At 62.5% G+C, this 23,837-nt stretch carries 25 protein-coding genes and 1 tRNA gene; 16 read left to right on the top strand and 10 right to left on the bottom strand.

Going from position 1 to position 23,837, the window contains the following annotated elements; translation table 11 throughout:
- Positions 1-39: 39 nt before the first annotated feature.
- Together FHR23_RS00765 and FHR23_RS00760 are read left to right on the top strand one after the other, a co-directional pair.
- Positions 40-1,029: an aspartate carbamoyltransferase catalytic subunit gene (locus FHR23_RS00765; RefSeq protein WP_184001041.1), complete on the top strand. Its 990-nt coding sequence runs from the start codon at positions 40-42 to the stop codon at positions 1,027-1,029.
- Complete coding sequence (locus tag FHR23_RS00760) at positions 1,026-2,231, top strand: dihydroorotase (RefSeq protein ID WP_184001040.1); 1,206 nt, start codon at positions 1,026-1,028, stop codon at positions 2,229-2,231. The genes FHR23_RS00765 and FHR23_RS00760 overlap by 4 nt, the downstream gene beginning before the upstream one ends.
- A gap of 34 nt (positions 2,232-2,265) precedes the next feature.
- Here FHR23_RS00760 and FHR23_RS00755 read toward each other — a convergent pair whose 3' ends face one another.
- From FHR23_RS00755 to FHR23_RS00745, 3 genes are read right to left on the bottom strand one after another with little or no spacing between them, the layout of a single operon-like run.
- Positions 2,266-3,627: an SPOR domain-containing protein gene (locus FHR23_RS00755; RefSeq protein ID WP_184001039.1), complete on the bottom strand. Its 1,362-nt coding sequence runs from the start codon at positions 3,625-3,627 to the stop codon at positions 2,266-2,268.
- A 16-nt stretch (positions 3,628-3,643) separates the two neighbouring features.
- Positions 3,644-4,285: a hypothetical protein gene (locus FHR23_RS00750; RefSeq protein WP_184001038.1), complete on the bottom strand. Its 642-nt coding sequence runs from the start codon at positions 4,283-4,285 to the stop codon at positions 3,644-3,646.
- A gap of 4 nt (positions 4,286-4,289) precedes the next feature.
- Entirely contained in the window at positions 4,290-5,006 is a 717-nt protein-coding gene (locus FHR23_RS00745) for a ParA family protein (RefSeq protein WP_184001037.1), read from the bottom strand.
- A gap of 172 nt (positions 5,007-5,178) precedes the next feature.
- Between FHR23_RS00745 and FHR23_RS00740 the strand changes: the two genes are divergently transcribed.
- Positions 5,179-6,141, top strand: a complete 963-nt coding sequence (locus tag FHR23_RS00740) for an SPOR domain-containing protein (protein WP_184001036.1) — start codon at positions 5,179-5,181, stop codon at positions 6,139-6,141.
- 3 nt (positions 6,142-6,144) lie between these two features.
- Here FHR23_RS00740 and ruvX read toward each other — a convergent pair whose 3' ends face one another.
- The 3 genes from ruvX to FHR23_RS00725 form a co-directional block, all read right to left on the bottom strand.
- A complete protein-coding gene (gene ruvX / locus FHR23_RS00735) occupies positions 6,145-6,609 on the bottom strand; it encodes a Holliday junction resolvase RuvX (RefSeq protein ID WP_184001035.1) in 465 nt (154 codons plus the stop codon).
- An 87-nt stretch (positions 6,610-6,696) separates the two neighbouring features.
- Complete coding sequence (locus FHR23_RS00730; protein WP_184001034.1) at positions 6,697-7,119, bottom strand: DUF4168 domain-containing protein; 423 nt, start codon at positions 7,117-7,119, stop codon at positions 6,697-6,699.
- A 120-nt stretch (positions 7,120-7,239) separates the two neighbouring features.
- On the bottom strand, positions 7,240-8,349 hold the full coding sequence (locus tag FHR23_RS00725) for a DUF3089 domain-containing protein (protein ID WP_184001033.1): 1,110 nt from the start codon (positions 8,347-8,349) through the stop codon (positions 7,240-7,242).
- Between the two features lie 173 nt (positions 8,350-8,522).
- Between FHR23_RS00725 and gatC the strand changes: the two genes are divergently transcribed.
- The 5 genes from gatC (at position 8,523) to FHR23_RS00700 (ending at position 13,109) form a co-directional block, all read left to right on the top strand.
- Positions 8,523-8,810 carry an Asp-tRNA(Asn)/Glu-tRNA(Gln) amidotransferase subunit GatC gene (gene gatC, locus FHR23_RS00720; protein WP_184001032.1) on the top strand — a complete coding sequence of 96 codons (288 nt, stop codon included), beginning with the start codon at positions 8,523-8,525 and terminating at the stop codon, positions 8,808-8,810.
- Between the two features lie 109 nt (positions 8,811-8,919).
- Positions 8,920-10,404 carry an Asp-tRNA(Asn)/Glu-tRNA(Gln) amidotransferase subunit GatA gene (gatA, locus tag FHR23_RS00715; protein ID WP_184001031.1) on the top strand — a complete coding sequence of 495 codons (1,485 nt, stop codon included), beginning with the start codon at positions 8,920-8,922 and terminating at the stop codon, positions 10,402-10,404.
- Between the two features lie 96 nt (positions 10,405-10,500).
- Positions 10,501-12,003 (top strand): Asp-tRNA(Asn)/Glu-tRNA(Gln) amidotransferase subunit GatB, encoded by a 1,503-nt coding sequence (gene gatB / locus FHR23_RS00710; RefSeq protein WP_184001030.1) that lies wholly within the window; start codon positions 10,501-10,503, stop codon positions 12,001-12,003.
- Positions 11,996-12,400 carry a GFA family protein gene (locus FHR23_RS00705; protein ID WP_184001029.1) on the top strand — a complete coding sequence of 135 codons (405 nt, stop codon included), beginning with the start codon at positions 11,996-11,998 and terminating at the stop codon, positions 12,398-12,400. The genes gatB and FHR23_RS00705 overlap by 8 nt, the downstream gene beginning before the upstream one ends.
- Positions 12,401-12,422: 22 nt before the next feature.
- Positions 12,423-13,109: a peptidylprolyl isomerase gene (locus FHR23_RS00700; protein ID WP_343042917.1), complete on the top strand. Its 687-nt coding sequence runs from the start codon at positions 12,423-12,425 to the stop codon at positions 13,107-13,109.
- Here the strand turns inward: FHR23_RS00700 and FHR23_RS00695 are convergent.
- Positions 13,072-14,019, bottom strand: a complete 948-nt coding sequence (locus tag FHR23_RS00695) for an acyl-CoA desaturase (RefSeq protein WP_184001027.1) — start codon at positions 14,017-14,019, stop codon at positions 13,072-13,074. The two genes, FHR23_RS00700 and FHR23_RS00695, sit on opposite strands and share 38 nt — an antisense overlap.
- Before the next feature lie 83 nt (positions 14,020-14,102).
- Between FHR23_RS00695 and FHR23_RS00690 the strand changes: the two genes are divergently transcribed.
- Both FHR23_RS00690 and FHR23_RS00685 read left to right on the top strand, forming a co-directional pair.
- Entirely contained in the window at positions 14,103-14,438 is a 336-nt protein-coding gene (locus FHR23_RS00690) for a metalloregulator ArsR/SmtB family transcription factor (protein ID WP_184001026.1), read from the top strand.
- Positions 14,435-15,388: a cytochrome c oxidase assembly protein gene (locus FHR23_RS00685; RefSeq protein WP_184001025.1), complete on the top strand. Its 954-nt coding sequence runs from the start codon at positions 14,435-14,437 to the stop codon at positions 15,386-15,388. Before FHR23_RS00690 ends, FHR23_RS00685 begins: the two co-directional genes overlap by 4 nt.
- 143 nt (positions 15,389-15,531) lie before the next feature.
- On the opposite strand, the gene FHR23_RS00680 is transcribed toward FHR23_RS00685, so the two are convergent.
- Positions 15,532-16,155, bottom strand: a complete 624-nt coding sequence (locus tag FHR23_RS00680; protein ID WP_184001024.1) for an SCO family protein — start codon at positions 16,153-16,155, stop codon at positions 15,532-15,534.
- 41 nt (positions 16,156-16,196) lie between these two features.
- A complete protein-coding gene (locus tag FHR23_RS00675) occupies positions 16,197-16,436 on the bottom strand; it encodes a hypothetical protein (RefSeq protein ID WP_184001023.1) in 240 nt (79 codons plus the stop codon).
- Positions 16,437-16,552: 116 nt separating this feature from the next.
- On the opposite strand from FHR23_RS00675, the gene FHR23_RS00670 reads away from it, so the two are divergent.
- The 3 genes from FHR23_RS00670 to FHR23_RS00660 all read left to right on the top strand — a co-directional run bounded on the left by FHR23_RS00670 (position 16,553) and on the right by FHR23_RS00660 (position 19,455).
- A tRNA-Leu gene (locus tag FHR23_RS00670) sits at positions 16,553-16,637 on the top strand.
- A 71-nt stretch (positions 16,638-16,708) separates the two neighbouring features.
- Positions 16,709-18,433, top strand: a complete 1,725-nt coding sequence (gene tig / locus FHR23_RS00665) for a trigger factor (RefSeq protein ID WP_184001022.1) — start codon at positions 16,709-16,711, stop codon at positions 18,431-18,433.
- 89 nt (positions 18,434-18,522) lie between these two features.
- Complete coding sequence (locus FHR23_RS00660) at positions 18,523-19,455, top strand: glycosyltransferase family 2 protein (protein ID WP_184001021.1); 933 nt, start codon at positions 18,523-18,525, stop codon at positions 19,453-19,455.
- Here the strand turns inward: FHR23_RS00660 and FHR23_RS00655 are convergent.
- Positions 19,425-20,795: a hypothetical protein gene (locus FHR23_RS00655; protein ID WP_184001020.1), complete on the bottom strand. Its 1,371-nt coding sequence runs from the start codon at positions 20,793-20,795 to the stop codon at positions 19,425-19,427. The genes FHR23_RS00660 and FHR23_RS00655 overlap by 31 nt on opposite strands.
- A 123-nt stretch (positions 20,796-20,918) precedes the next feature.
- Between FHR23_RS00655 and FHR23_RS00650 the strand changes: the two genes are divergently transcribed.
- The 3 genes from FHR23_RS00650 to FHR23_RS00640 all read left to right on the top strand — a co-directional run bounded on the left by FHR23_RS00650 (position 20,919) and on the right by FHR23_RS00640 (position 23,837).
- Positions 20,919-21,560 carry an ATP-dependent Clp protease proteolytic subunit gene (locus FHR23_RS00650; protein WP_184001019.1) on the top strand — a complete coding sequence of 214 codons (642 nt, stop codon included), beginning with the start codon at positions 20,919-20,921 and terminating at the stop codon, positions 21,558-21,560.
- 219 nt (positions 21,561-21,779) lie between these two features.
- Positions 21,780-23,048 carry an ATP-dependent Clp protease ATP-binding subunit ClpX gene (gene clpX, locus FHR23_RS00645; protein ID WP_184001018.1) on the top strand — a complete coding sequence of 423 codons (1,269 nt, stop codon included), beginning with the start codon at positions 21,780-21,782 and terminating at the stop codon, positions 23,046-23,048.
- A 90-nt stretch (positions 23,049-23,138) separates the two neighbouring features.
- Complete coding sequence (locus FHR23_RS00640) at positions 23,139-23,837, top strand: phytanoyl-CoA dioxygenase family protein (RefSeq protein ID WP_184001017.1); 699 nt, start codon at positions 23,139-23,141, stop codon at positions 23,835-23,837.

The following is a 23,837-nucleotide window of genomic DNA, read 5'->3' as shown; positions in this document are numbered from 1 at the left end:
CTTGCCAGTCGGCAGGATGGTCGCTAGGCGGTCCCTTTAATGTCAGCTTCCGATCACCGACCCGCCGCCGTCCTGCACGGTCGCGAAGCATTCCCGCACCGGCATTTGACCGGCATCGACGGATTGCAGCCGCATGAGATCATGTTCCTGCTCGATGAGGCGGAAAATTGGGCGGAGGCGAACCGCAGCCATGCCAAGAGCGACCACCGCCTTGACGGGCTGACACAGATCAACGCGTTTTTCGAAAACTCCACCCGCACATTGTTGTCGTTCGAGATTGCCGGCAAGCGGCTGGGCGCCGATGTCGTCAATATGCACGCCGCGCAGTCGAGCGTGAAAAAGGGCGAGACGCTGATCGACACCGCGATGACGCTCAATGCCATGCGCGCCGATGTCATCGTCATCCGCCACGGCAGTTCGGGCGCGGTGCAACTGATCGCGGACAAGGTGAACTGCCCTGTGCTGAACGCAGGCGACGGCTGGCACGAACACCCGACTCAGGCGCTGCTCGATGCGCTGACCATCCGGCGACGGCGGGGCAGCATCGCGGGGCAGCGCGTGGTGATTTGCGGCGACCTGATGCACAGCCGGGTGGCACGGTCGAACATATTGGCGCTGACCGCGCTTGCAGCCGAAGTGCGGGTAGTAGCACCGACGACGCTGATGCCGCCCGCCGTCGAGCAGATGGGCGTGACGCCGTTTACCGATTTCGATGCGGCGCTGGATGGGGCCGATGTGGTGATGATGCTGCGGCTTCAGAATGAACGTATGTCAGGTGCCTTTATCCCCTCCACGCGCGAATATCATTTGCGGTACGGCCTGACGCCCGAGCGGCTGGCACTGGCGAAGCCCGATGCGCTGGTCATGCATCCGGGGCCGATGAACCGGGGCGTGGAAATTGTGTCGAGCGTGGCCGACGACCCCGAACGCTCGGCAATCACCGAACAGGTGGCGATGGGCGTCGCGGTGCGTATGGCCTGCCTCGACGTGCTGACGCGCGGCGCGCGCGGCGTGGAGGGCTGGGCATGAGCGGGACGACTTTCACCAACGCCCGGATTGTCTGCCCCGATGGCGGCGACCGCGCAGGAACGCTTTCGGTTCGCGATGGCGTGATTGCTGCGGATGCGGGCGGCGAAACTATCGACCTCAAGGGCAAGCTGCTAGCCCCGGCGATCGTCGATCTCGGCGTGTTTGCGGTGGACAAGGCGGCCTTTGCACGGGGCGGTATCGCGCGCGTCGGACTGATGCCCGATCAGTCGCCGGTGCTCGACGATCCCGGCATCATCCAGCGCGCGGCGGCGATGGGCAAGCCCGACCTGTGGGTACATCCGATTGCCGCTGCGACGCGCGGGCTGGCCGGAGCGGACATTGCGGAGATGGCGCTGGCCGCCGATGCGGGCGCGAAAGCGGTGGCGACAGGGCGCGAATGGATCGCCGACAGCGGCGTGATGCGCAAGGTGCTGGCCTATGCCGCCGATTGCGGGATGATCGTGATTTCCCATGCCGAGGATGGCGGGCTGGCCGCAGATGCCGTGGCGACCGAGGGGGAGACAGCGACCCGGCTCGGCCTGCCCGCGGCACCGGCACTGGCGGAAGTGCTGGCGGTGGCGCGTGACGTGATGCTGGCGGAGGAAATGGGCGCGCGGCTGCATTTGCGGCAGGTGACGACTGCTGCCGGACTGGATCTGGTGCGCCGGGCAAAGGCGCGCGGCGTGCGCGTGACCTGCGGCATCACCCCGCCGCATCTCTATCTGACCGATATCGACATCAGCGACTATCGCACCTTCACCCGGCTATCGCCGCCGTTGCGTTGCGAGTCGGACCGACAGGCGGCGCGGGAGGCGCTGGCCGACGGTACCATCGACGTGCTGTGTTCGGGCCATGATCCGCGCGGGCCAGAGGAAAAGCGGCTGCCCTTTGCCGACTCGCTGCCCGGATCGGCTGGTGCGGAGACGCTGCTGGCGCTGGGGCTTGGGCTGGTGCGCGACGAACTGATTTCGCTCGACCGGCTGTTTGCGCTGCTGGCACGAAATCCGGCCCGAATTCTGGGGTTGGAGACGGGCGCGCTGACGCCGGGAAGTCCGGCCGACCTGGTCGTTGTCGATGCCGATGCGCCGTGGAAGATCGATGCCGAGCAAATGGCGGCGTCCGCGGGTAACACGCCGTTCGACGGACTGCCGGTGCAGGGCAGGGTGTTGCAGTTATGGAAAGGCGGCGCCCGCTTACGCTGACGCCGCCTTCCTGGGAGAAACCTGTTTTCGCCTGTTAGCGAGAGGCGAGCTGAATATTCTTGTTGGCGACCCAGTTTGCCGTCTGATAGCCCGCATCGGCGCGGACGAAGCAGCGACCGCCATTTGCCTTGACCGACCGGCACAGGCTGACGGCATCGTTGCGGGCAAAGCCGCCGACCGACAGGCGATAGAAGCTCTGGCCGTTGACCTTGGCCTCCATTCCCGATGGCGTCAGCGATGCGAGCCGCTGGTTACGGCGGCTGATACGATGCCATTTTTCCTTGGCCACAGCGGCGTTTTCATAGGCACCGAGCTGGACATAATAATTGCCGGCGCTGAGCGTCGGTGCCTTTTCAGGCGCTTTCCGGACGGCGACCGCTTGCTTGGGAGCGGCCTGAGCGGCGGCTTTGCGAACCATATGCGCGGGAATGGCCTGAGCCACTTCACGCGGCGGTGCGAACGATACTGCCGGGCCTTGTGCAGCCATCGGCATGACCGGTGCGGCCTGCGCAACCTGTTGCGGAGCGCGAGCAGGAACGGCTGCCGCTTCGGCAACCTGCGTATCAGTCTCTGCCGGGGCCGTGTCGGCATCCGGCGTTGCTGATGCCACGGGTGCAATCGGCGCAACCGCAGCCAGTTTCGTATCGCTGTCCTTCAACGCGAGCTGTACCGGCTGACCGGCATCGGCACCGACCGATTTGACGCCAAGCAGCGACGCGACCTGATCATAGGCATGGGTCGGACGTGCGAACGCGGCCCATTGCGCGATGCGGTCGTCAATCTCACCCGGAGCGACGTCCACGGCGGCAATCGCACGCGCCTCGCGCCAATGGCCGGCGAGCGCTAGTGCCAGCGCCAGATTCTGCCGTGCGGTAGCATTGGCGTTGGGCTGACGCGCAACCTTCGCCAGAATTTCAACCGCGCCTTTCGGATCGCCTGCCAGCGCCAGCGCCAGCCCTCGATCGGCGGGGGCAATCTGGTTCTGATGGGAGTTCAGCGTTGCGCGTGCGTCATCCCAATGGCCAAGTGCAGTCTGCGCGAGAGCAAGGTTGAGCGCTGCCCGGCCATTATCGGGGTTGAGGCTCAACGTATCCTGAAGCGCCTGTTCTGCCGAAGCGAAACGGCCGTCATGCAGATAGCTCTGGCCCAGCAGCGCACGATAGGCGGCGTTTTGCGGTGCCGTCGCCACCGCCTGTTCAGCGTAGCGTACCGCCTTGTCATTGTCGTGCTTCGCCAGTGCCTCACCCGCCTTGTCGGCAGATTTCTGCGCCTTGCGACTGTCCGGCTTCACTGTGCCGGCACTGGCGAGCATATTGTGCGTAGCCGAGCAGCCGACCATGGTGCCGCCAAGCAGCAGCGCCGAAATGCCGAACATCAAAGCTGTACGGGTCTTCATGCTAATTCCCCCCGGATCAACGACCCTGCCCGGTGGCGAGCTGATCCATCAGATCGTCGACTTCGGGCATGTTTTCGAGAAAGGCGTCGAGCGCCTGCGTCACCAGATTCTGCGCCGATTGGTTGCACACCGCTGAGGCGAGGCGCAGGCGCAGATGGCGTTCGGAATCGAGGCGCAGCGTAAAGGCCGCCTTGCCGCGTTTCTTGGTGGTTTCCTTACGCAGCCGTTTGGCCGTGTTGAGCGATACGCCGCGCACGGCATCGGGGGCTGCAAGCTGTGGTTCGACGACCGGCGCGGGCTGAACCGGATCAGCTGCGACCGGCATTTCCGTCGCTTCGTGAATATCCACGAGGTCAGAGGTCGAGGTTGCACCGTCCATCGGGGTCAGGCCGCCAAATTCATGGTCAAGGCGTTCGCGTTGACGCAGCACCGGCGGAGGTGCTTCCTGTGCTGTCGGAGCAGGAACCGACGGCGTCAGCGGTGTCGCGACGTGATCGATCGGCGCATGGTCGCCCATGTCGTTCCAGCCAAGGTCTTCCAGCGTCTCATGGGTCATGCCCACAAAACCCTGGGGGCGCATGGCCGGGCGTGCCTGTCCCTTGCGGGCGAGCAGGCCGGAAGAGAGCGACGCGGCGGGTTTGGTGTTGAACATATTCATGATGTCAGCTCACCACCCTGCGGCCGAAGCCGCTCGCCGGACGAACCGCTCCGAAACCGGCCGCGGCAGCGCTGGGCGCGGCGAATACGGTGCGACGGAAGTTCTTTTCGAGGCGATCGGAAACATATTCCCACAGCGCTTCGACTTCCTGAGCCGAGCGACATTTGGGATCGACCTCCATCACCGTGCGTCCGTCGATCATCGACGCGGCGAAATCCGTGCGGTGATGCAGAGTGACAGGCGCCACCGTGCCGTGTTGCGACAGGGCGACCGCGGCTTCGGAGGTGATCCGGGCCTTGGGTGTGGCAGCGTTGACCACGAAGATCAGCGGCTTGCCCGCGCGCTCGCACAGATCGACCGTCGCGCCCACGGCACGCAGATCGTGCGGGCTGGGACGCGTTGGAATGATAATGAGTTCGGCCACCGCGATCACGCTCTGGATCGCCATGGTAATGGCGGGCGGCGTGTCGATGACCGCCAGCTTGAATCCCTGCTGACGCAGAACCTCCAGATCAGAGGCAAGCCGTGCGACCGTGGTTTGCGCATAGGCGGGATATTCGCTCTCCCGCTCGTTCCACCAATCGGACAACGATCCTTGCGGGTCGATATCGATCAGCACGACCGGGCCATGGCCCGAACGTTGCGCCTGAACGGCCAGATGCCCGGAAAGAGTCGTCTTTCCCGATCCGCCTTTTTGCGATGCCATCGCGAGAACGCGCATTGAATCCCCTGAATTCCCGGTTACCCGAAGGCTTCAATGCCATGCGGAATGATAAGAAGCGGTTAACGCAGGCAATCGCCACCCCGTCCGTCAAGGCGGGATGGTTAGGAAGGCTTTGCAAATTCCGGTTAACGCGCGATATTCACAACAATAAGTTTTTTGCGGGGGCGACATGAAACGCGGCGTATCTGGTATCCTGGCATCGACGGTGTTGCTGATTGCGGTGGCTGCGCCTGCGCTGGCCGATGTGAAAGAAGGCATCGATGCGTGGGAACGCGGGGATTATGCCAAGGCGGTTGCCGAATGGCGCGGCCCTGCCGAACGCGGCGATGCCGATGCGGAGTTCAATCTGGGACAGGCATACAAGCTGGGCAGGGGGGTTCCCGCCGATCTGAAAACCGCCGAGCAATGGTATCGCAAGGCGGCGTTGCAGGGGCATCAGCAGGCAAGTGACAATTACGGGCTGGCATTGTTTCAGAATGGCAAGCGGGTCGAGGCGCTGCCCTGGTTGAAGAAATCAGCGCAACGCGGCGACCCGCGCGCGCAGTTCGTGCTGGGCACCATGTATTTCAACGGCACCGTCATTCCGAAAGACTGGGTGCGTGCCTATGCGTTGATGTCACGCGCATCGGCGGGCGGATTGCCGCGCGCGTCGAAAACGCTGACGGATATGGCGCGCTATGTAACCTTGTCCGACCGGGAGCAGGGGCTGGCACTGGCGCGCAAATATGAAGCGGCCACCGACAAGAATAGCGTCGACCTGGCCGGGATGCAGGTAGCGGCGCTGCCGGTGCAGGTGGCTTCGAACGCACCGGAGACGAAGCGGACGCCACCACCATCGTCGCCCGCACCGAAGCCGAAGCCGGTCAAGGGTCCGGTCCAACAGCAACCGAAAATCGTCGATGGCGGCTGGCGGGTACAGCTTGGTGCGTTCGGGGAGGACGGCAATGCTCGCCGATTGTGGGCGAAGCTGGGATCGCGCGTGGCGATGCTGAAAGGGCGTCAGGTCTATTATGTGAAGGCCGGGAAGCTGACCCGGCTGCAGGTTGGTCCCTATGCATCCGCGGCAGAGGCCATGCGCGCCTGTGCCGAGGTCAAGCGCGCGGGTAACGGTTGTCTGCCGACGCGCAAATAATGTTCATCCGCGCATCGCAAGGCCGTCGATCGCCCCTTGCAGGATATAGGCGGCAGCCATCTTGTCGACCAGTCTGGACCGTTGCGAACGGCTGCGATCCTCCGCGATCATCTGACGCTCGACGGCCTGTGTCGACCAGCGTTCATCCCATAGCAGGATGGGCAATCCCAGATCCTCGACATTACGGGCAAAGGCGCGGGTCGACTGGGTGCGGGGTGAATCGCTGCCGTCGAGATTGAGCGGGAGACCGATGACCAGACCGCGCACTGCCTGCGCGGCTGTCAGAGCCGAAAGCGCGGCCTTGTCTTTGGCGAATTTGGTGCGGCGGATGGTTTCGGCCGCGGTGGCGAAATGCCATTGCGCGTCGCACAGGGCGAGGCCGATAGTGCGGGTGCCGACATCCAGCCCGGCAAGGCGGCCGCCATCGGGCAGGGCGGTGTGAAATTCGGAAAGGTCGGTCGTGATCACGTACGACCGCTTAGCCTCGGCGACCTTCCCGGCCAAGCGGCAAGTGCGGTGGCCGGCTAAATCCGGCCACCGCGATCTGGTATGCGATTACTGCGCGCCGCCGGCCGAAGGTGCCGGAGCCGCGGGAGCGGGCGTGCTGGACCGCTGGGCAACAATCGCCTTTTGCACGCGTGCCATCAGCGTCTGATCGGTACGGACTTTGCTGCCGATTTCATTGAAACGCTCCGGCGTCAGGCCGGATGCGGAGATCACTGCACGCATCTTCGTCTGCTTATCGGTGGCAGGAATGGTGGTGTCCTTCTGAACATCCTGCACCTTCAGTACCGCGGAAGCGAACTCGCTGACTTCCTGATCCGTCACCGGTGCTACAGGCGCGGTATCCGCAGCACTCGGTGCAGCCGGTGTGGCGGGCGCAGCCGGGGCCGGAGTGGTCTGTGCCGAGGCGACCGATGCCGCGCCAACCATTGCAATTGCCAGTGCCGATTTGCCGATGAAATTCATACTTGTCATTTCCTTTGCCGTTACAAAAATCGAGGCGACATCTGGGTGCCGCCGGAAATATCGTCCAGCCTGTTATAGACCAGGGGTGCTGCAGCTCCGATGAACGAGCCTGAATAGCCGATAGAGACTTTACTGGCGCTGTTCAAATGCAGCGTAGCGCCGCTCCGCATCTTTGCGGATATTCGCCCAGAACAGTGAATAGTCGAACACATGATAATTGTTGCCGGGAAGGACGTAGGGACCGATATCCGGCGGCGATCCGATCAGCAGCAACCCGCGCCCGGAACAGCGGGCAGGAATGCGTCCGGCGATGATCTGTGCCGATTTCAGGTCGGCGGAAGGGTAAAGCGCCCCCAGATTGTCGCTGGCGGGGGCGGTGGCGTCGGCAGTGCCGGTCAGCGGGTTGGTGCAGACCATCGCCGTTCCCTTGCGCGGTCGGCCGTTAAAGCCGGTGCTGGCATCGAACGTGTCGAAAATGAGCGACGGGTCGGCGGGTTCGGCAAAACTCTGCCAGGACAGGATGCAGCCCGCTTCGTCTGCATGGGTGCATTCGGGCAGACCCATTTCCGGCAGGTCGGTGGTTTTCGAAACCGGCCAGCCGACGACATAAGCCGCCACGATCCGTTTTGCGAGCGGCGTGCCTGCTACCCGGTCCTTCAACAGGCGTGACAGATGCAACGCGCCCTGGCTGTGCCCGGCAAGGATGATCGGGCGGTTCGGGCCGATTTCCTTCAGAAATTCGTCAAATGCCGCTTGGATATCGCCATAGGCGAGGTCCAGCGCCTGATGCGCTGCTTCCTCATTGGTCAGGAAAGCGCCGAACGTCGCCTGACGATAGCGCGGAGCCCAGATCGCACCGATTCCGTTGAAGGCGCTGGCCTGTCCCTGAAGGAACAGGGCGGCACGGGCATTCGCTTCCTTGTCGTCCAGCGGCGCGTTCCAGTGACTGCGTTGCAGATAGGATGTCGGGTGAATGAAAAACACCGCGACCGGCGGGTTGCTTGCCGGATGATAGCCCGGCGGATCCCATAGTGCCGGATTGCCGGGCTTGTCGGGGCGCGCGAGCCACATATCGGCATTGGCATAGGCATTGACCGGTGTTTTCGGCGCAGGTTCGAACTTCGCCGATGGCACCAGTGCCTGTTTCAGGATGGCAGCCCCGAAATAGCGATAGGCAAAGGCGGATGCGAGCGCGAGCATGATTAATCCAGCAACGACATACAGAAATTTCCGAGCCAATCCGGCCTCTCCATGTTGCAATGCAGCATAACGCACGAACCTGCAAACAGCTTCCGTGCGCCATGGTTGCGAATGTTGCAACCGTCGAAGCGGATGATGCGATCGGGAAATGCCGGTGCGTTTGTATCGAAAGCCGTTGCGCGGGCGCGCTTGGGAGTGCTAGCGGCGCTTGTATGTCCGTAGACAAAGCAACCGTGGAGCGGATCGCGAACCTTGCCCGGATCGCGCTTTCCGACGAAGAAATCGAACGGCTGGCGCCGGAACTCGACAATATCCTTGGCTGGGTGGAGCAACTCGGTGAGGTGGATACGTCGAATGTCGAGCCGATGACCGCCGTCATCCCCAACAAACTGCGCCTGCGTGACGATATCGTCACCGAGGGCAATCAGCGCGACGCCGTGCTCGCCAACGCGCCGCAGGCCGAACACGGCTTTTTCGCCGTGCCGAAGGTGATCGAATGATGCCGTATCTCGTCATCCCAGCGAAAGCTGGGATCGCGTGCCGTAAGCGCGCATTTCCATGTTACCAGACCCCAGCTTTTGCCGGGGTGACGTTTATGGGAGAAGCGGCATGACCGACCTGACCGATCTTGGTGTCCGCGCCCTTCGCGACGGTGTCCGCGCCGGAGAATTTTCCGCCCGTGAAGTGGCCGATGCGCATATCGTGAAGGTAGCGGCGGCAAAGCCGCTCAACGCCTTTCTGGTCGAAACGCCCGATCACGCCATCGCGGCGGCGAAAGCGGCGGACGATGCGCGTGCGGCCGGAGAGACGCTGAAACCGCTGGCCGGCGTGCCCATCGGCATGAAGGATCTGTTCTGCACCAAGGGCGTGCAGTCGGCGGCGGCCAGCCACATCCTTGAAGGGTTCAAGCCGCCTTACGAATCGACCGTCAGCCAGAAGCTGTGGGACGCAGGCGCGGGCATGTTGGGCAAGCTCAACATGGATCAGTTCGCGATGGGTTCGTCCAACGAAACCAGCGCGTTCGGTAATGTCATCTCGCCCTGGCGGCGCAATGACGGCGGCAATGCCGCGCTGGCACCCGGCGGGTCGTCGGGCGGCAGTTCCTCGGCCATCGCCGCGCGGCTGTGCCCGGCGGCGACCGGCACCGATACTGGCGGTTCGATCCGCCAGCCCGCGGCGTTTACCGGCATTGCGGGGATCAAGCCGACCTATGGCCGCTGCTCGCGCTGGGGCATCATCGCGTTCGCTTCCTCGCTCGATCAGGCAGGGCCGATGGCCCGCGACGTCACCGACTGCGCGATCATGCTGGAAGCGATGGCGGGCTTCGATCCGCGCGACGCGACCTCACTCGATGCGCCGGTGCCGCAGTGGGAAGCCGGGCTGAACCCCAGCCTTGCCGGTAAGACAATCGGTATTCCCAAGGAATATCGCGTCGACGGCATGCCCGCCGAAATCGAGGCGCTGTGGCAGCAGGGGATCGACTGGGCAAAGGATGCGGGCGCGGAGATTGTCGAGGTGTCGTTGCCGCACACCAAATATGCGCTTCCGGCCTATTACATCATCGCGCCCGCCGAGGCGTCGTCCAACCTCGCGCGCTATGACGGCGTGCGCTATGGCCTGCGCGACCTGCCAGACGGGGCGGGGTTGCAGGACATGTACGCGGCGACTCGTGCCGACGGGTTTGGCGATGAGGTGAAGCGCCGTATCATGATCGGCACGTATGTTTTAAGCGCAGGCTTTTACGACGCATACTTCACACAGGCTTCGAAGGTCCGCACGCTGATCGCGCAGGATTTCGACAATGCGTGGGAACAATGCGACCTGCTGCTGACGCCGACCGCGCCGAGCGCGGCGTTCGGGCTGGGCGAGAAATCGGACGATCCGCTGGCCATGTATCTGAACGATGTCTTCACCGTGCCGAGTTCGCTGGCGGGCTTGCCCGCGATGAGCGTTCCGGGTGGCCTCGATAAGCAGGGCCTGCCGCTGGGGTTGCAGATTATCGGCAAGGCGATGGACGAGCAGGGCGTGCTGAACGCGGGCCTCGCGATCGAACAGCGGGCCGGGTTCGCGGCGCGGCCGGAGGCCTGGTGGTGATCCAGCGCGTCATTCCAGCGCAAGCTGGAATCGTCAGCCGGGTTGCGCGATACAATAGAAAGATCCCAGCTTTCGCTGGGATGACGGTGTAGAGATATGACTGAATCAACCTATCGCATTCAGGGCGCAACGGGCGAATGGGAGGTCGTGATCGGCCTTGAAGTCCATGCGCAGGTTTCGTCGAAGGCGAAGCTGTTTTCGGGCGCGCCGACCGCGTTCGGGGCGGAACCGAACACGCAGGTAAGCCTTGTCGACGCGGCGATGCCGGGGATGCTGCCCGTGCCCAACCGCGAATGCATCCGTCAGGCGGTGCGCACCGGCATGGCGATCAACGCGGCCATCAACAAATGGTCGCGGTTCGACCGCAAGAATTATTTCTATGCCGACCTGCCGCAGGGGTATCAGATTTCGCAGCTTTACCACCCGCTGGTGGGGGAGGGCGTGATCACCGTCCAACTCGACGAGAAAGACCCCGCCAGCCCGATCAAGGAAATCGGGGTCGAGCGCATCCATGTCGAACAGGATGCCGGAAAGCTGATGCACGATCAGCATCCGACGCGCTCTTATGTCGATCTCAACCGCACCGGCGTCGCGCTGATGGAAATCGTGTCGAAGCCGGACATGCGCTCACCGCAGGAGGCCGGTGCCTATCTGTCGAAGCTGCGCACGCTGCTGCGCTATGTCGGCAGTTGCGACGGCAATATGGATCAGGGCTCGATGCGCGCCGATGTGAATGTCAGCGTGCGCAAACCCGGCGGTGAACTGGGCACGCGCACGGAGACGAAGAACGTCAATTCGGTCCGCTTCGTCATGCAGGCGATCGAGCATGAGGCGCAGCGCCAGGTCGATGTGCTGGAGGCTGGCGGCAGGATCGTGCAGGAAACCCGCCTGTTCGACCCCGATAAGGGCGAGACGCGGTCGATGCGGTCGAAGGAAGACGCGCACGATTACCGCTATTTCCCTGATCCCGATCTGTTGCCGCTCGAACTCGACGACGCGTTTCTGGACGAATGCCGCCAGTCACTGCCCGAACTGCCTGATGCCAAGCGGTTGCGTTATGAGGAGGAACTGGGGCTGCCCGCCTATAATGCCGCGGTGCTGACGGCCGATGCCGATACCGCGCGCTGGTTCGAGGCGCTTTTGGCCGAAACCGCGCGCATCCAGAAAAAGGGCGAGGCGGAGGTTGCGAAAGCGGCGTCCAACTGGCTGATTTCCGACCTGTTCGGCGGGCTGAACAAGGTTGGTATGGGGTTGGAAGGTGGCCCCGTAAGTCCCGAACATGGCGCGGAATTGCTGGCATTGATCGGCGACGGCACGATTTCCAATACCATCGCCAAGCAGGTGCTGGAGATCATGCTGGAAACCGGCGGCGCGCCGGGCGCGATCGTCGAGGAAAAGGGGCTGAAACAGACCAGCGATACCGGCGCCATCGAGGCCGAAATCGCCAGGGTGCTGGACGCCAATGCCGACAAGGTTGCCGACTATCGCGGCGGCAAGGAGAAACTGTTCGGCTTTTTTGTCGGGCAGACGATGAAGGCGATGCAGGGCAAGGCGAACCCGCAGGTCGTCAACGAATTGCTGAAAAAGGCGCTTGGCTGAGGCGGAAACCCGCATCGCGCGCTGCACCTGCGGGCAGGCGCGCGCGGTCTGCTCCGGGGAGCCGGAGCGGGTTTCGGTCTGCCACTGCCTCAACTGCAAGCGCCGGTCGGGCAGCAGCTTTGCGGTGCAGGCACGCTTTGCCGCGGCGAATGTCACAATAACCGGCGATTTCGCAACATTCGAGCTGGTCGGTGACGAGGGCGGCCGCAGCGTCCATCGCTTCTGCACCGGGTGCGGCGCGACGCTTTTCTACACGTTCGACGCGCAGCCGGGCGTGCTTGCCATCCCATTGGGACTGTTCGACGATCCGTGGTTCGCGCGGCCCGCATATTCGGTGTATGAAGAGCGCAAGCATGACTGGGTCGAAATCACCGGCCCGGTCGACCATTACGACTGATGCGGAGAGGGTAATGCGGTTCGTGGCGAAGATTCTGGTGGCGCTGTTGCTGGTTCTGGGCGGCGCTGTTTCGGCGCTGGCACAAACGGCTGCGCCGCAGGCTGTGCCGACGCCCACGCCGTCGCCGAGCCCAACGCCAGACGCGACGCCGACCCCCAAACCGGGCGAGGTGTGGGTGCGCATCGATACCACCGCCGGGCCGATGGTGGTCGCCGCCGATGTGAAGGATGCGCCAATTACCGCGAAGAATTTCCTCCATTATGTCGATACGAAGCGCTTTGACGGCCGCAAATTCTATCGCGTAGTGAAGGTCGACAAGGAATATGGCTTCGTCCAGTTCGGAATGCAGGGCAACCCGAAGCTGGATTTTCCCCCGATCAAGCATGAGCCGACGACTGAAACCGGGTTGCATCACACCGACGGCACGCTGTCGATCGCGCGGCTGAAACCCGGCAGCGCGCGCGGCGAATTCACCATCGTCGTCGGCGATCAGCGCGCCAGTTTCGACGCGCACCCGGACAAGCCCGGCGACAATCTGGGCTATGCCGCGTTCGGCCATATCGTGTCGGGCCGCGATGTCCTGATCAGGATTCTCGATAGTACCATCGCCCCCGACAAGACCGACCGGGGCGCGTTCAAGGGCGAAATGCCCGCCGACCCCGTCACCATCATCAGCGCCCGCCGGGTGAAGCCATCTGATTCTGAATAAGCCGGTCGAGTTTGTTTTCGACACGATGAAGCAACTTTCGGGTCGCTAACGTCTCTGGCGTTTTGATGTCCCATGCCAGCCCGACGCGTTCGAGCGCCTTCAGGAACACAAAGCCCGGATCGCTTTGACCGGGATATAATCCCAGTCTGGCTGATTCGGGGAAGGCATGGTGGTTGTTATGCCACGCTTCGCCCATCGTAATCAGTCCTGCCCATGGTACGTCATGTGCCTGAACGCCTGCGCCATCGACCAGCCAGTGCTGCGGGCCGCGACGATGGGCCAGATGGCCGACCAGCCAATGGCCGTGGACGCAGATGAAGATGCGCGCGCAGCCGCCCCAGACGACGAAGCTCCATCCGCCCAGCCAGAACAGCAGTGCCATGACCGGTAGCTGCTGCACCATCCAGCTATGTTCGAGGAAACGATAGAATCGGTCACGACCGGCGCGGCCAAGCTCGAACGCTGGTGGATTGTCGAGTTTCAGGCGGCAATGCACCTGCCACCAGTAATCCTTCAGCATCGGGCTGGCGTGGGAAAGATAGGGATGGCAGCCCGGTTGCCGCTGCGCCCAGTCGCGAAGATCATGGGTGCGGATCATCCAGAACGGGCCGCTCATGCCTACCAGCGTGCCGAACCACACGAGAATGCGTTCCAGCCACAAGGGGCAGCTAAAGCTCTCATGGATGAGCCTGCGATGAAATCCCACCGAATGGCCGAGCAGCAGGACAGTGCCGGTGGCGATCAGGAAAACGAAAATGGTGGCTTCCGAAAAAGTGAAGGGGGCGGAGATTAGCGTGATCGCCGCCATGATGCCGTTCCACAGGGAATGGACCGGATCCCAGCGAACCCTGCCCTTGACCGCGCTGGCTTTCGAAGAGGCACGCACACTGCCGACAATCTGAATCGTCATTCCTGCACTCCATTCATTATTTAACGAAAGACTTAAATATATTTCGCGTGACAGGCAATGAAGAAATTTCTTAAATACAGGGCATGCAGCGCGTTTTCGAAGCCCTGTCGTCCACGGTGCGGCGGAAGATTCTGGCCTATCTTAGCCATGCGGAACTGACGGCGGGGGAAATTGCCGGTCGGTTCGACATCTCCAAACCGGCGGTTTCCCAGCATCTTTCGGTGTTGCAGAATGCCGGTCTGGTCGAGAGTGAGAAGCGAGGCCAGTTCGTCCACTATCGGCTTGTCGAGGCCAATCTTGCCAACGCGCTGAACGGCTATCTTCAGGAAGTATGCCCGGTTTCCCGCCCCTTGAAGCGGGAAAGCGCGGGATTGAAAAACCAGTCGCGCACTGCCGCACAGACGGATGAGGCGCCATGACCGCACGGCGCAACACCATGCCGGCGGTTTCGCCCGTTGATGACCGGCGGGGCATCGGCTTGCTGCTCGCGGTGACGGTGTTGTTATGGCTGGTCAGCCATTTCCGGGCGTCATGGATGCCGGTCTGGGCACCGTGGGATTTCTCGCCTGCGTGGTTTCTGTCCTTTGCCTTCACGCTGTGGTGGTTTTTTCGCGGACTGCGCAGCGTGCCGCTTGCTTGGTGGCGCATCGGCTTTTTTCTGGCCGGGATGGGTGTCATCTGGGCGGTGTTGCAGACGCATTTCGAATATGCCGCGCAGCACATGTTCTTTCTCAACCGCATTCAGCATCTGGTGATGCATCATCTGGGGCCGTTCCTGATTGCGATTGCCTGGCCGTGGGAGACGATCGTCGCCGGGATGCCCGAACCGGTGCGGCGGATTACGCGCCATGCCTGGGTTGAGCGCGTGCTTGGCTGGGTACGGCAGCCGGAGATCGCGGTGTCGCTGTTCGTCGGGCTGATCGCGCTATGGCTGTGGCCGCCGGTCCATTTCGTCGCGATGATCGACCCGGCGCTCTACAGCGTGATGAACTGGTCGATGGTGGTGGACGGCGTGCTGTTCTGGGCCGTGGTGCTGGACCCGCGCGGGCCGGAACGGGCGGGCAACAGCTTCGCCATGCGCGCAGGAATGACGGTGGGCGTCATCCTGCCGCAGATCGCGATGGGTGCGGTGATCGCCTTTGCGGACAAGGATATCTATACCTTCTACGCGTGGTGCGGACGGCTGTATCCCGGTATGGATGCGCTGTCGGATCAGCGGCTGGGCGGGCTGTTCGTGTGGATTCCGCCCGCAATGATGAGCCTGATCGGGCTGTTGCTCGTCCTCAACAATATGCGCCGCGAACAGGAACGCACCGCGCCCAAAAGCGACGGCAGCGGCATTTCCAGTGCAAGCTGGACGGGGCGGTGATGGAATAGCAATACGCGTTGCGGCGGGGCTGAAGTCGTTATTGCGAGCGCCGTAGGCGTGCGGCAATCCATAGCTTACGTGCCATCGAGGTGTTGGATTGCTTTTCCCGGCGCAGGACCGGGATCGCAATGATGATCGGGGCCTCAATCCTTCTCCCCGACCAGGCGTTTCAGGTCGGCGGTGGTGCCCTTGATATCGGGTTTGTCGCTTGACAGCGAACTGACGAGCAGGCGGGCATTGCCCTGTTTGTCGAAGACGTAGAGCGCGGAACTGTGCGTCACTTCATACTTCGCCGGGTCGGGCGAGGGCGTGACCGAATAGGCGACGCGATAGCGTTTGGCGACGCGCGCAAGCTGGTCCGCAGTGCCGTACAGCCCTTCGAAGTCCGGGCCGAACGCCTTCACATACTGGCTGAGCACCGCAGGCGTGTCGCGGTTCGGATCGACGGTGACGAACAGCACGCGCACATCCTTTGCCGCCGGGCCGAGTGTGCGCACCGCCTGCGCCATGTTCGACAGCGTCATCGGGCACACGTCGGGGCAGTAGGTGTAGCCAAAATAAAGCGCCACCACCTTGCCGCGATAATCGCCGGCGTCGACCGCCTTGCCATCGCCCGCCCGCGTCAGGGAAAGCGAAAGATCGGGAACGCTGCCCGACACATTGGTGGCGTGCCATTGGCCGCCGCCTCCGGAACAGGAAGCCAGCATCGCGACGGCCGCGACGGTCGCTAGCGGACGAAGTTTTACGGAATGGCGCGATGCGATCATGCCTGAACCTTATCGGCGAAAATCGCGCCGGGCCATAGGCGCTAGTCGATCGGCTGTCCTGGGGCTGGTGCGGGTGCCGGAATAGTGCCGGGATCGGGCACGTCCACATCCGGTCCCGGAGGATTGATCTCCGGCGGTGGTGCGGCGGGCTGACCCGGTTGCGGTTCGCCCGGCGTTTCGGGCGGGCGCGGTGTGGGTTGCGGATCGGGCGCGGGCGGCGCTTCGGGGGGATTGCCGTCCGGCAAAGGGAACGGTTCGGGCGATGGCGACGGATTCGGCATTCCAATTTCCTTTAATTACTGTCATTGAAACGCCCTTATGCGGCAATGAGTTGCTTCATGCCCTTGCCCCGTGCAATGCGCCTGCTATAGACCCCGCCGACCGGCGGTGTCCGCTAGCGGGCGTGGCGGAACTGGTAGACGCGCTGGATTTAGGTTCCAGTATCGAAAGATGTGGGGGTTCGAGTCCCTTCGCCCGCACCAGTTTCCGCCCGATGCAAGGGGCGCCGGACGCCGCGAAGAAATTCAGCAATCAATTATTTGAAAGCGTGGGAATGCAGACTGTCGAGACGTTGAACGAAGGCCTGAAGCGCGCCTACACCCTGACTATCACTGCCAAGGATATCGACGCGCGCGTCGAAGCGGAAGTGAAGCGGGTGGCGCCGCAGGTGCGGATGCCCGGCTTTCGCCCCGGCAAGGTTCCGGCGAACCTGATTCGCAAGATGCATGGTGAAGCCCTGGCGCAGGATGCGCTGAACAGCTCCATTCAGGACGGGGTGCAGTCGATCATTGCCGACAACAGCCTGCGTCCCGCGATGCAGCCTTCGGTCAATCTGGAAGATGGCTATGAAGTCGGCGGCGATGCCGAGGTGAAGGTCGAGCTGGAAGTGCTGCCCGACGTGCCGACGCCGTCGATCGAGGGACTGAAGCTGGAGCGCCTGACCGTACCGGCCGAGGACGAAGCGGTCGATGCGCAGCTCGAACAGCTCGCGCAGCAGCAGAAGCGCCACAAGGATGCGCCCAAGACCCGCAAGGCGAAGGAAGGCGATCTGGTCGTCATGGACTTTGCAGGGTCCGTCGACGGCACAGCGTTCGAGGGTGGCACCGGCGAGGATATGTCGGTCGAGATCGGTTCGGGTCGTCTGATCCCCGGTTTCGAGGATCAGCTTGTCGGTGTGAAGGCCGGTGATGAAAAGACCATCGAAGTAACCTTCCCCGAAGATTACGGCGTTGCCGAACTGGCTGGTAAGCCTGCCCAGTTCGCGCTGACCATCAAGGCGATCAAGGTTCCCGAAGAGACCAAGGTGGATGAGGAATTCGCCAAGTCGCTGGGTCTGGAAAGCCTGGAACAGCTGAAAGGCCTGTTGAAGGGGCAGGTGGAGCAGGAACTGAACGGCCTGACCCGCACCTATATGAAGCGCAAGCTGCTCGATCAGCTTGCCGCCGGTCATGATTTCCCGGTTCCGCCGACGATGGTCGAGGCCGAGTTCGACCAGATCTGGCATCAGCTTCAGCACGAAGCCGAGCATGAAGACGATGTCGAGGCGGCGAAGAAGGAACTGGAAGACGAACGCGACGATTACCGCGCGATCGCAGAGCGCCGCGTGCGTCTGGGCCTGTTGCTGTCCGAAATCGGTCAGGCAAACGGCGTCGAAGTGACCCAGCAGGAAATGAGCCGCCTGATCATGCAGGCAGCCCAGCAGTACGGCCCCGAGGATCGCGAGCGGTTCATCCAGTATGTCCAGCAGGAACCGATGGCGGCAGCCCAGCTTCGCGCCCCGCTCTATGAGGACAAGGTCGTCGATTTCCTGTTCGAAAAGGCGGAAATCAGCGAACGCGAAGTGACCCGCGAGGAACTGGAAGCGGCGATCGAATCGGACGAGGGCTTCTCGACCGGCACGCACAGCCACGACCACGACAAGCCGAAGAAAAAGGCTCCCGCCAAGAAGGCAGCCGCGAAGAAGCCTGCTGCCAAGAAGGCGGATGCAGCGAAGGACGACGACAAGGCCGAGGCAGCCGACGCCAAGCCTGCCGCGAAGAAGGCTCCTGCGAAAAAGGCCCCGGCCAAGAAGGCGACGACGGCCAAAGCCGCAGCCGCCGATGCGGACAAGCCGGAAGCCAAACCGGCCCCTGCGAAGAAGCCCGCAGCCAAGAAAGCGCCCGCCAAGAAGGCTGACGCGGACGTGGAAGAAAAGCCCGCTGCGAAAAAGGCTCCGGCCAAGAAGCCTGCGGCGAAGAAGGCACCGGCCAAGAAGGCCGCCGCCGCCAAGGAAGGCTGAGCGGAAGTCAATCGCATGTTCTTGTCGAAGGCCCTGCCATTCCCTAGGGAGTGCGCAGGGCTTCGCATATCTAGGCGGGAAGGGGTTGCATGATGGCCGGTGGTGCGCGGATTGCCGTCCTGCTGCCCTGTTACAACGAGGAAACCGCGATCGAGCGGACGGTTGCCGGGTTTCGCGTCGCGCTGCCCGAGGCGGTCATCTATGTCTACGACAATAATTCGCGCGACCGGACCCGCGACGTGGCGCGTGCCGCCGGAGCCGTGGTGCGCACCGAGAAGATGCAGGGCAAGGGCAACGTCGTGCGCCGCATGTTCGCGGACGTCGATGCCGATGTCTATGTCATGGCGGATGGCGATGCGACCTATGACGCCGCGGCTGCACCCGAAATGGTCGCGCGTCTGTTGAACGAGCAACTCGACATGGTCGTCGGTGCACGCATCACCGATGAAAGTGCGGCCTATCGGCTGGGGCATGTCATGGGCAACCGGGCGATGACCGGGCTATTGTCGGGGCTGTTCGGGCGCAGTTTCACCGATATCTTTTCCGGCTATCGCGTGTTTTCGCGACGGTTCGTGAAGAGCTTTCCGGTATTGTCGGAAGGCTTCGAGATCGAGACCGAAATTTCGGTCCATGCGCTTGAACTCAAAATGCCGGTGGGCGAGGTGGCAACCCGCTATTTCGCCCGGCCGGAAGGGTCGCAGTCGAAGCTGAATACCATTGGCGACGGGCTGCGCATCATGCGTACCATTGCGATGCTGTACCGGGTGGAGCGGCCGCTCTGGTTCTTCGGCCTGATTGGGGCGTTATTGGCGCTGATCTCGATCCTGCTGGCAATTCCGCTGATCCTGACCTTCATGCAGACTGGGCTGGTGCCGCGCTTTCCGACGGCAGTGTTGTCCACCGGCCTGATGATTCTGGCGTGTCTGTCGGGTTTTGCCGGGCTGATCCTCGATACGGTGGTGCGGGGTCGGCGAGAAATACGTCGGCTGGCCTATCTCACGCATCCTGCGCCGTTGCCGTAGAGCGGGTCCTCCGATGTTTGATTGTGTAGCGTAAGCCGTCTTCGTACAGCGCCGATCGCGGCCAGCACGGCCTCCGCCGCCGGAAAGGCGAGCAGCCCCCAGATCAGGAAGCTGTAGCGCGGTACGGGCTGGAATGCGGCATAGGGAAAGGCGATCACGACCAGATAGAGCAGCAGGATGCCATAACCGCGACGCCTGCGGATGAGGCCGAGGCCCATGCCGAGCAGCCCCAGAAAGGAGACTGTCGTGACGGTAAGCGAGCGGGCGGTGCGCATCCCTTCCCATTCGGAAAAATAGAATTGCCAGGGCCGCGGGAAGAAATACTGGCCGAGATGACGCATCCATAGCCGCGCAAAATCGCCCGGATGCTGTTCGATCCAGCCGATCGTGCGCTGCGCGAGCATGTGTGAATAGCCGCTTTCTCCGGCGGGGAGCCTCACCAGTGCCCTTGCCTGCGCATTGGCGGCCGGGTGGATGGCGTCGATGCGGTCGGAAAAGCTGCGCGCCGGCGTATCCTGATTCAGGGCGCCGGGATAATTGGCGATCGCCAGTTCCAGCCCGAAATTGCTGCGCGTCAGGATGGGGTTGCCCAGTTCCCGCTGATTGCGGATGGCCCAGGGCGCGACCATGACTGCCAGCGCGATTGCCGAAGCGGCGGCGAACAGCATGGCGCGACGAAAGGGGAGGCGGCGCAACGCCACCATGCCCCAGCAGCAGTCGACCGCCAGTGCCACGGCGGGCGACACCATGAAGGTGGCGGCTGAAAGCAGCGCAGCCATGATCAGGCGGGGACGGTTCAGGGTGGCTGTACGGTCCATGTCGAGGATGAGGATCAGGTTCGCCGCCGCCAGCACTGCCGCGAGCGCACCCTCCCAATAGCGGAAATCAATGACTTCCTGCGGGACGAAGGGGATAAGAAGAAACAGCAGCGCGCTGCCCCAGCGCAGGGTCGCGGCATCGCTGCCCATGCGCGCGAACAGCAGGCGGTACAGCAGATAGGCCCCCATGACCTGTATCAGGCTCCAGCTCAGCAGCGTCAGATCGGCGGCAGTGGAGCCGGGGCCGAACAGGCGCATGATGCCGCCCGCGATCATCGGGGATACCGGCATCAGATGAGCGCTCGGCCCCTGACCCGCAAAGAAGATATTGCCCAGCGTGCCCGTGCGCGCGATCGACAGCGCCGCATCGGTCGCCTCGGAAGCGCGTGGGAACACATCCATACCGCCCTGCACACGAATGAGCCATATCAGGCGCAGCAGGATGCCGCCCGCGATCAGCAGGAGCAGGAAGCGCGTTTCCGATCGTCCGGGACGGGCAATCTGTGCGGGGCGGTCCGTCATGGCGCTTTTACTAGCGTGAGAATGCCTAACGCCCGGTAACGATACGGGTGGAGGGAAACAGGCCCTTGCGCTCGTGCACGGCAGCGCCGATGTATGGGCATCATTGCCAAAGAGCGGGATTTTATGAACGACCATTACGACCCCATGAGCGCCCTTGTTCCCATCGTTATCGAACAGTCGAGCCGGGGTGAGCGCAGCTTCGACATTTTTTCGCGCCTGTTGCGGGAGCGTATCGTGTTCGTCACCGGGCCGGTGGAGGACAATATGGCCTCGCTCATCACCGCGCAGCTGCTGTTCCTCGAATCGGAAAATCCGACCAAGGACATCTGGATGTACATCAACTCGCCGGGGGGCGTGGTGACGGCCGGCATGGCGATCCATGATACCATGCAATATATCCGTCCGCGCGTCGGCACGGTATGCATCGGTCAGGCGGCGTCGATGGGCAGCTTCCTGCTCGCCAGCGGTGAGGCCGGGATGCGCGTGGCGCTGACCAACGCGCGGATCATGGTCCACCAGCCGTCGGGCGGCGCGCAGGGCATGGCGTCCGATATCGAGATTCAGGCCAAGGAAATCCTGCGCATCAAGCGCCGGATGAATGATCTGTATGTCAAATATACCGGCCAGTCGCTGGAAAAGATCGAAACGGCGATGGATCGCGACACCTTCCTCGAAGCCGAAGAAGCAAAGGCATTCGGTCTGGTCGATGAAGTCTATGACAAACGCCCGAGCGCGCCTTCGGAAGAAAAGAAGGCGGCGGACTGACCGGCGCGGATTGAGGTGTAGCGGCGCGATCGGTTCCAAAATCGGCCGCTACGCATTTGCCGCAGTAGAATATCAACGGCTTGTTTCGATTTCATGGAATAGACATATTAGCTGTTGGCGTGGCACATAGTACGGTAGAGTATGGGGTCCGGCCCTGCCGATCGCTGGCCGGAAGATCCGGCGGCCCCTTTCGGGTCGGACTGAAAAGGTATTGATTTTATGACGAAATTGAGCGGTGGCGACTCGAAAAGTACGCTATATTGCTCCTTCTGCGGCAAGAGCCAGCATGAGGTGCGAAAGCTGATCGCCGGACCCACCGTGTTCATCTGCGACGAATGTGTCGAGCTGTGCAACGACATCATTCGCGAGGAAACCAAGTCCTCGCTGGTCGCAAAGAAGGATGGTGGCGTACCCACGCCGCAGGAAATCTGCGACGTGCTCGACGATTATGTCATCGGTCAGGGGCAGGCCAAGCGCGTGCTCTCTGTCGCAGTGCATAATCATTACAAGCGGCTCAACCATGGCGCAAAGGGCGCGGATGTCGAGCTTGCCAAATCGAACATCCTGCTTGTCGGTCCGACCGGTTGCGGCAAGACCCTGCTGGCGCAGACGCTGGCGCGCATCCTCGACGTGCCGTTCACCATGGCGGATGCGACGACGCTGACCGAGGCGGGCTATGTCGGTGAGGATGTCGAGAACATCATCCTGAAGCTGCTTCAGGCGTCGGATTACAATGTCGAACGTGCCCAGCGCGGCATCGTCTATATCGACGAAATCGACAAGATCACGCGCAAGGCCGAAAACCCCTCGATTACCCGCGACGTATCGGGTGAGGGCGTGCAGCAGGCGCTGCTGAAGATGATGGAAGGCACGGTTGCCAGCGTTCCGCCCCAGGGAGGCCGCAAGCATCCGCAGCAGGAATTCCTGCAGGTCGATACGACCAACATCCTGTTCATCTGCGGCGGTGCGTTTGCCGGACTGGAAAAGATCATCGGCGACCGTTTGCAGCGCAAATCGATCGGTTTCGGTGCCTATGTCGCCGCACCCGAAGAACGCAGAACCGGCGAAACGCTGCGTCAGGTGGAACCGGAGGATCTGCTCAAATTCGGTCTGATTCCCGAATTTGTCGGTCGTCTGCCCGTCATCGCGACGCTGGAAGACCTCGACACCGACGCGCTGGTCAAGATCCTGACCGAACCCAAAAACGCGCTCGTCAAACAGTATCAGAAGCTGTTCGACATGGAGGGCGTGGAACTCGGCTTCAACGAGGATGCTCTGGTCGCGGTTTCGAAAAGGGCGATCGAGCGCAAGACCGGTGCGCGTGGCCTGCGTTCGATTCTGGAAGGTATCCTGCTCGATACCATGTTCGACCTGCCCAGCATGGACGGCGTGGACGAGGTGATGATCGACAAGGATGTGGTCGAGGGCCGCAAGGAACCCGTCCGCGTCTATACCAAGAAAGAAAAGGAAGCCGGCGGCGCCGCCTGAGAGCACTTGCCGGTACCGGAATGAAAGGGGCGGTGGCGCGAAGGCGCTGCCGCTCTTTTTTTGATGTGGCGACATGGCTGAACGGAGAAAATGCAAACTTTTGATGCTGAGACTGCTGGCCCGAAAGCACTGAACTTTTCTGAGCATGGTGCACAGCGTTTTCCCGGTGCCGTAAAACACGAACTGGAAGATATCCTGTCGGCGGTAGCACCGGTTATAAGCGACAGGCCGGGGGTACGGGTGCACGCTATCGAACCGCTTCGCCCCTATCTGAATGCGGGTGGCTCTATCGGTTCGCTGGCGGCGAGCGTAGTTGGACCGGATGCCTGTGCTGTCCGGGCTATCTGGTTCGACAAGGCACCGGGCCTCAACTGGTCACTGGCATGGCATCAGGACCGGACGATTTGCGTTAAAGAGCGGATTGAGATTTCCGGGTTCGGGCCGTGGACGGTGAAGCAGGGAATGCTTCACGTTGCGCCGCCTTTCTCTGTGCTGAAACGCATGGTGACACTGCGTATCCATTTCGATGATGTGGGAGAGGATAACGCGCCGTTGCTGATCGCGCCGGGATCGCAACGGGCCGGGCTGATCCCGGTTACGGCTATGGATGCAGTCGTTCGCGAATATGGAGAGTTTGCCTGCCTCGCTCACGCGGGCGATGTCTGGATCTACGCTACCCCGATCGTGCACGCTTCCCGTGCGTCGGACATATGCGGGCATCGACGGGTCTTACAGGTTGATTATGCCGCGGAGGCGCTTCCCGGCGGTCTCGAATGGCTGGGTGTGTAG

This window comes from Stakelama sediminis (genome assembly GCF_014199335.1).
GTDB classification, from domain to species: Bacteria; Pseudomonadota; Alphaproteobacteria; order Sphingomonadales; family Sphingomonadaceae; genus Sphingomonas; species Sphingomonas sediminis.
Note: the sequence above shows the minus strand (reverse complement) of the source record. Positions and strands in the feature narration are given on the sequence as shown.

Excerpts from the sequence above, each read along its gene's own strand:
- gatC (WP_184001032.1), top strand. The coding sequence starts at position 8,523 with ATGTCCGTAGACAAAGCAACCGTGGAGCGGATCGCGAACCTTGCCCGG.
- FHR23_RS00765 (WP_184001041.1), top strand. The coding sequence starts at position 40 with ATGTCAGCTTCCGATCACCGACCCGCCGCCGTCCTGCACGGTCGCGAA.
- FHR23_RS00650 (WP_184001019.1), top strand. The coding sequence starts at position 20,919 with ATGAACGACCATTACGACCCCATGAGCGCCCTTGTTCCCATCGTTATC.
- FHR23_RS00730 (WP_184001034.1), bottom strand. The coding sequence starts at position 7,119 with ATGACAAGTATGAATTTCATCGGCAAATCGGCACTGGCAATTGCAATG.
- FHR23_RS00740 (WP_184001036.1), top strand. The coding sequence starts at position 5,179 with ATGAAACGCGGCGTATCTGGTATCCTGGCATCGACGGTGTTGCTGATT.
- FHR23_RS00745 (WP_184001037.1), bottom strand. The coding sequence starts at position 5,006 with ATGCGCGTTCTCGCGATGGCATCGCAAAAAGGCGGATCGGGAAAGACG.
- FHR23_RS00690 (WP_184001026.1), top strand. The coding sequence starts at position 14,103 with ATGCAGCGCGTTTTCGAAGCCCTGTCGTCCACGGTGCGGCGGAAGATT.
- FHR23_RS00760 (WP_184001040.1), top strand. The coding sequence starts at position 1,026 with ATGAGCGGGACGACTTTCACCAACGCCCGGATTGTCTGCCCCGATGGC.
- FHR23_RS00675 (WP_184001023.1), bottom strand. The coding sequence starts at position 16,436 with ATGCCGAATCCGTCGCCATCGCCCGAACCGTTCCCTTTGCCGGACGGC.
- FHR23_RS00685 (WP_184001025.1), top strand. The coding sequence starts at position 14,435 with ATGACCGCACGGCGCAACACCATGCCGGCGGTTTCGCCCGTTGATGAC.
- clpX (WP_184001018.1), top strand. The coding sequence starts at position 21,780 with ATGACGAAATTGAGCGGTGGCGACTCGAAAAGTACGCTATATTGCTCC.
- gatA (WP_184001031.1), top strand. The coding sequence starts at position 8,920 with ATGACCGACCTGACCGATCTTGGTGTCCGCGCCCTTCGCGACGGTGTC.
- FHR23_RS00695 (WP_184001027.1), bottom strand. The coding sequence starts at position 14,019 with ATGACGATTCAGATTGTCGGCAGTGTGCGTGCCTCTTCGAAAGCCAGC.
- FHR23_RS00755 (WP_184001039.1), bottom strand. The coding sequence starts at position 3,627 with ATGAAGACCCGTACAGCTTTGATGTTCGGCATTTCGGCGCTGCTGCTT.
- tig (WP_184001022.1), top strand. The coding sequence starts at position 16,709 with ATGCAGACTGTCGAGACGTTGAACGAAGGCCTGAAGCGCGCCTACACC.
- FHR23_RS00660 (WP_184001021.1), top strand. The coding sequence starts at position 18,523 with ATGATGGCCGGTGGTGCGCGGATTGCCGTCCTGCTGCCCTGTTACAAC.
- FHR23_RS00680 (WP_184001024.1), bottom strand. The coding sequence starts at position 16,155 with ATGATCGCATCGCGCCATTCCGTAAAACTTCGTCCGCTAGCGACCGTC.
- gatB (WP_184001030.1), top strand. The coding sequence starts at position 10,501 with ATGACTGAATCAACCTATCGCATTCAGGGCGCAACGGGCGAATGGGAG.
- FHR23_RS00640 (WP_184001017.1), top strand. The coding sequence starts at position 23,139 with ATGCAAACTTTTGATGCTGAGACTGCTGGCCCGAAAGCACTGAACTTT.
- FHR23_RS00655 (WP_184001020.1), bottom strand. The coding sequence starts at position 20,795 with ATGACGGACCGCCCCGCACAGATTGCCCGTCCCGGACGATCGGAAACG.
- FHR23_RS00750 (WP_184001038.1), bottom strand. The coding sequence starts at position 4,285 with ATGAATATGTTCAACACCAAACCCGCCGCGTCGCTCTCTTCCGGCCTG.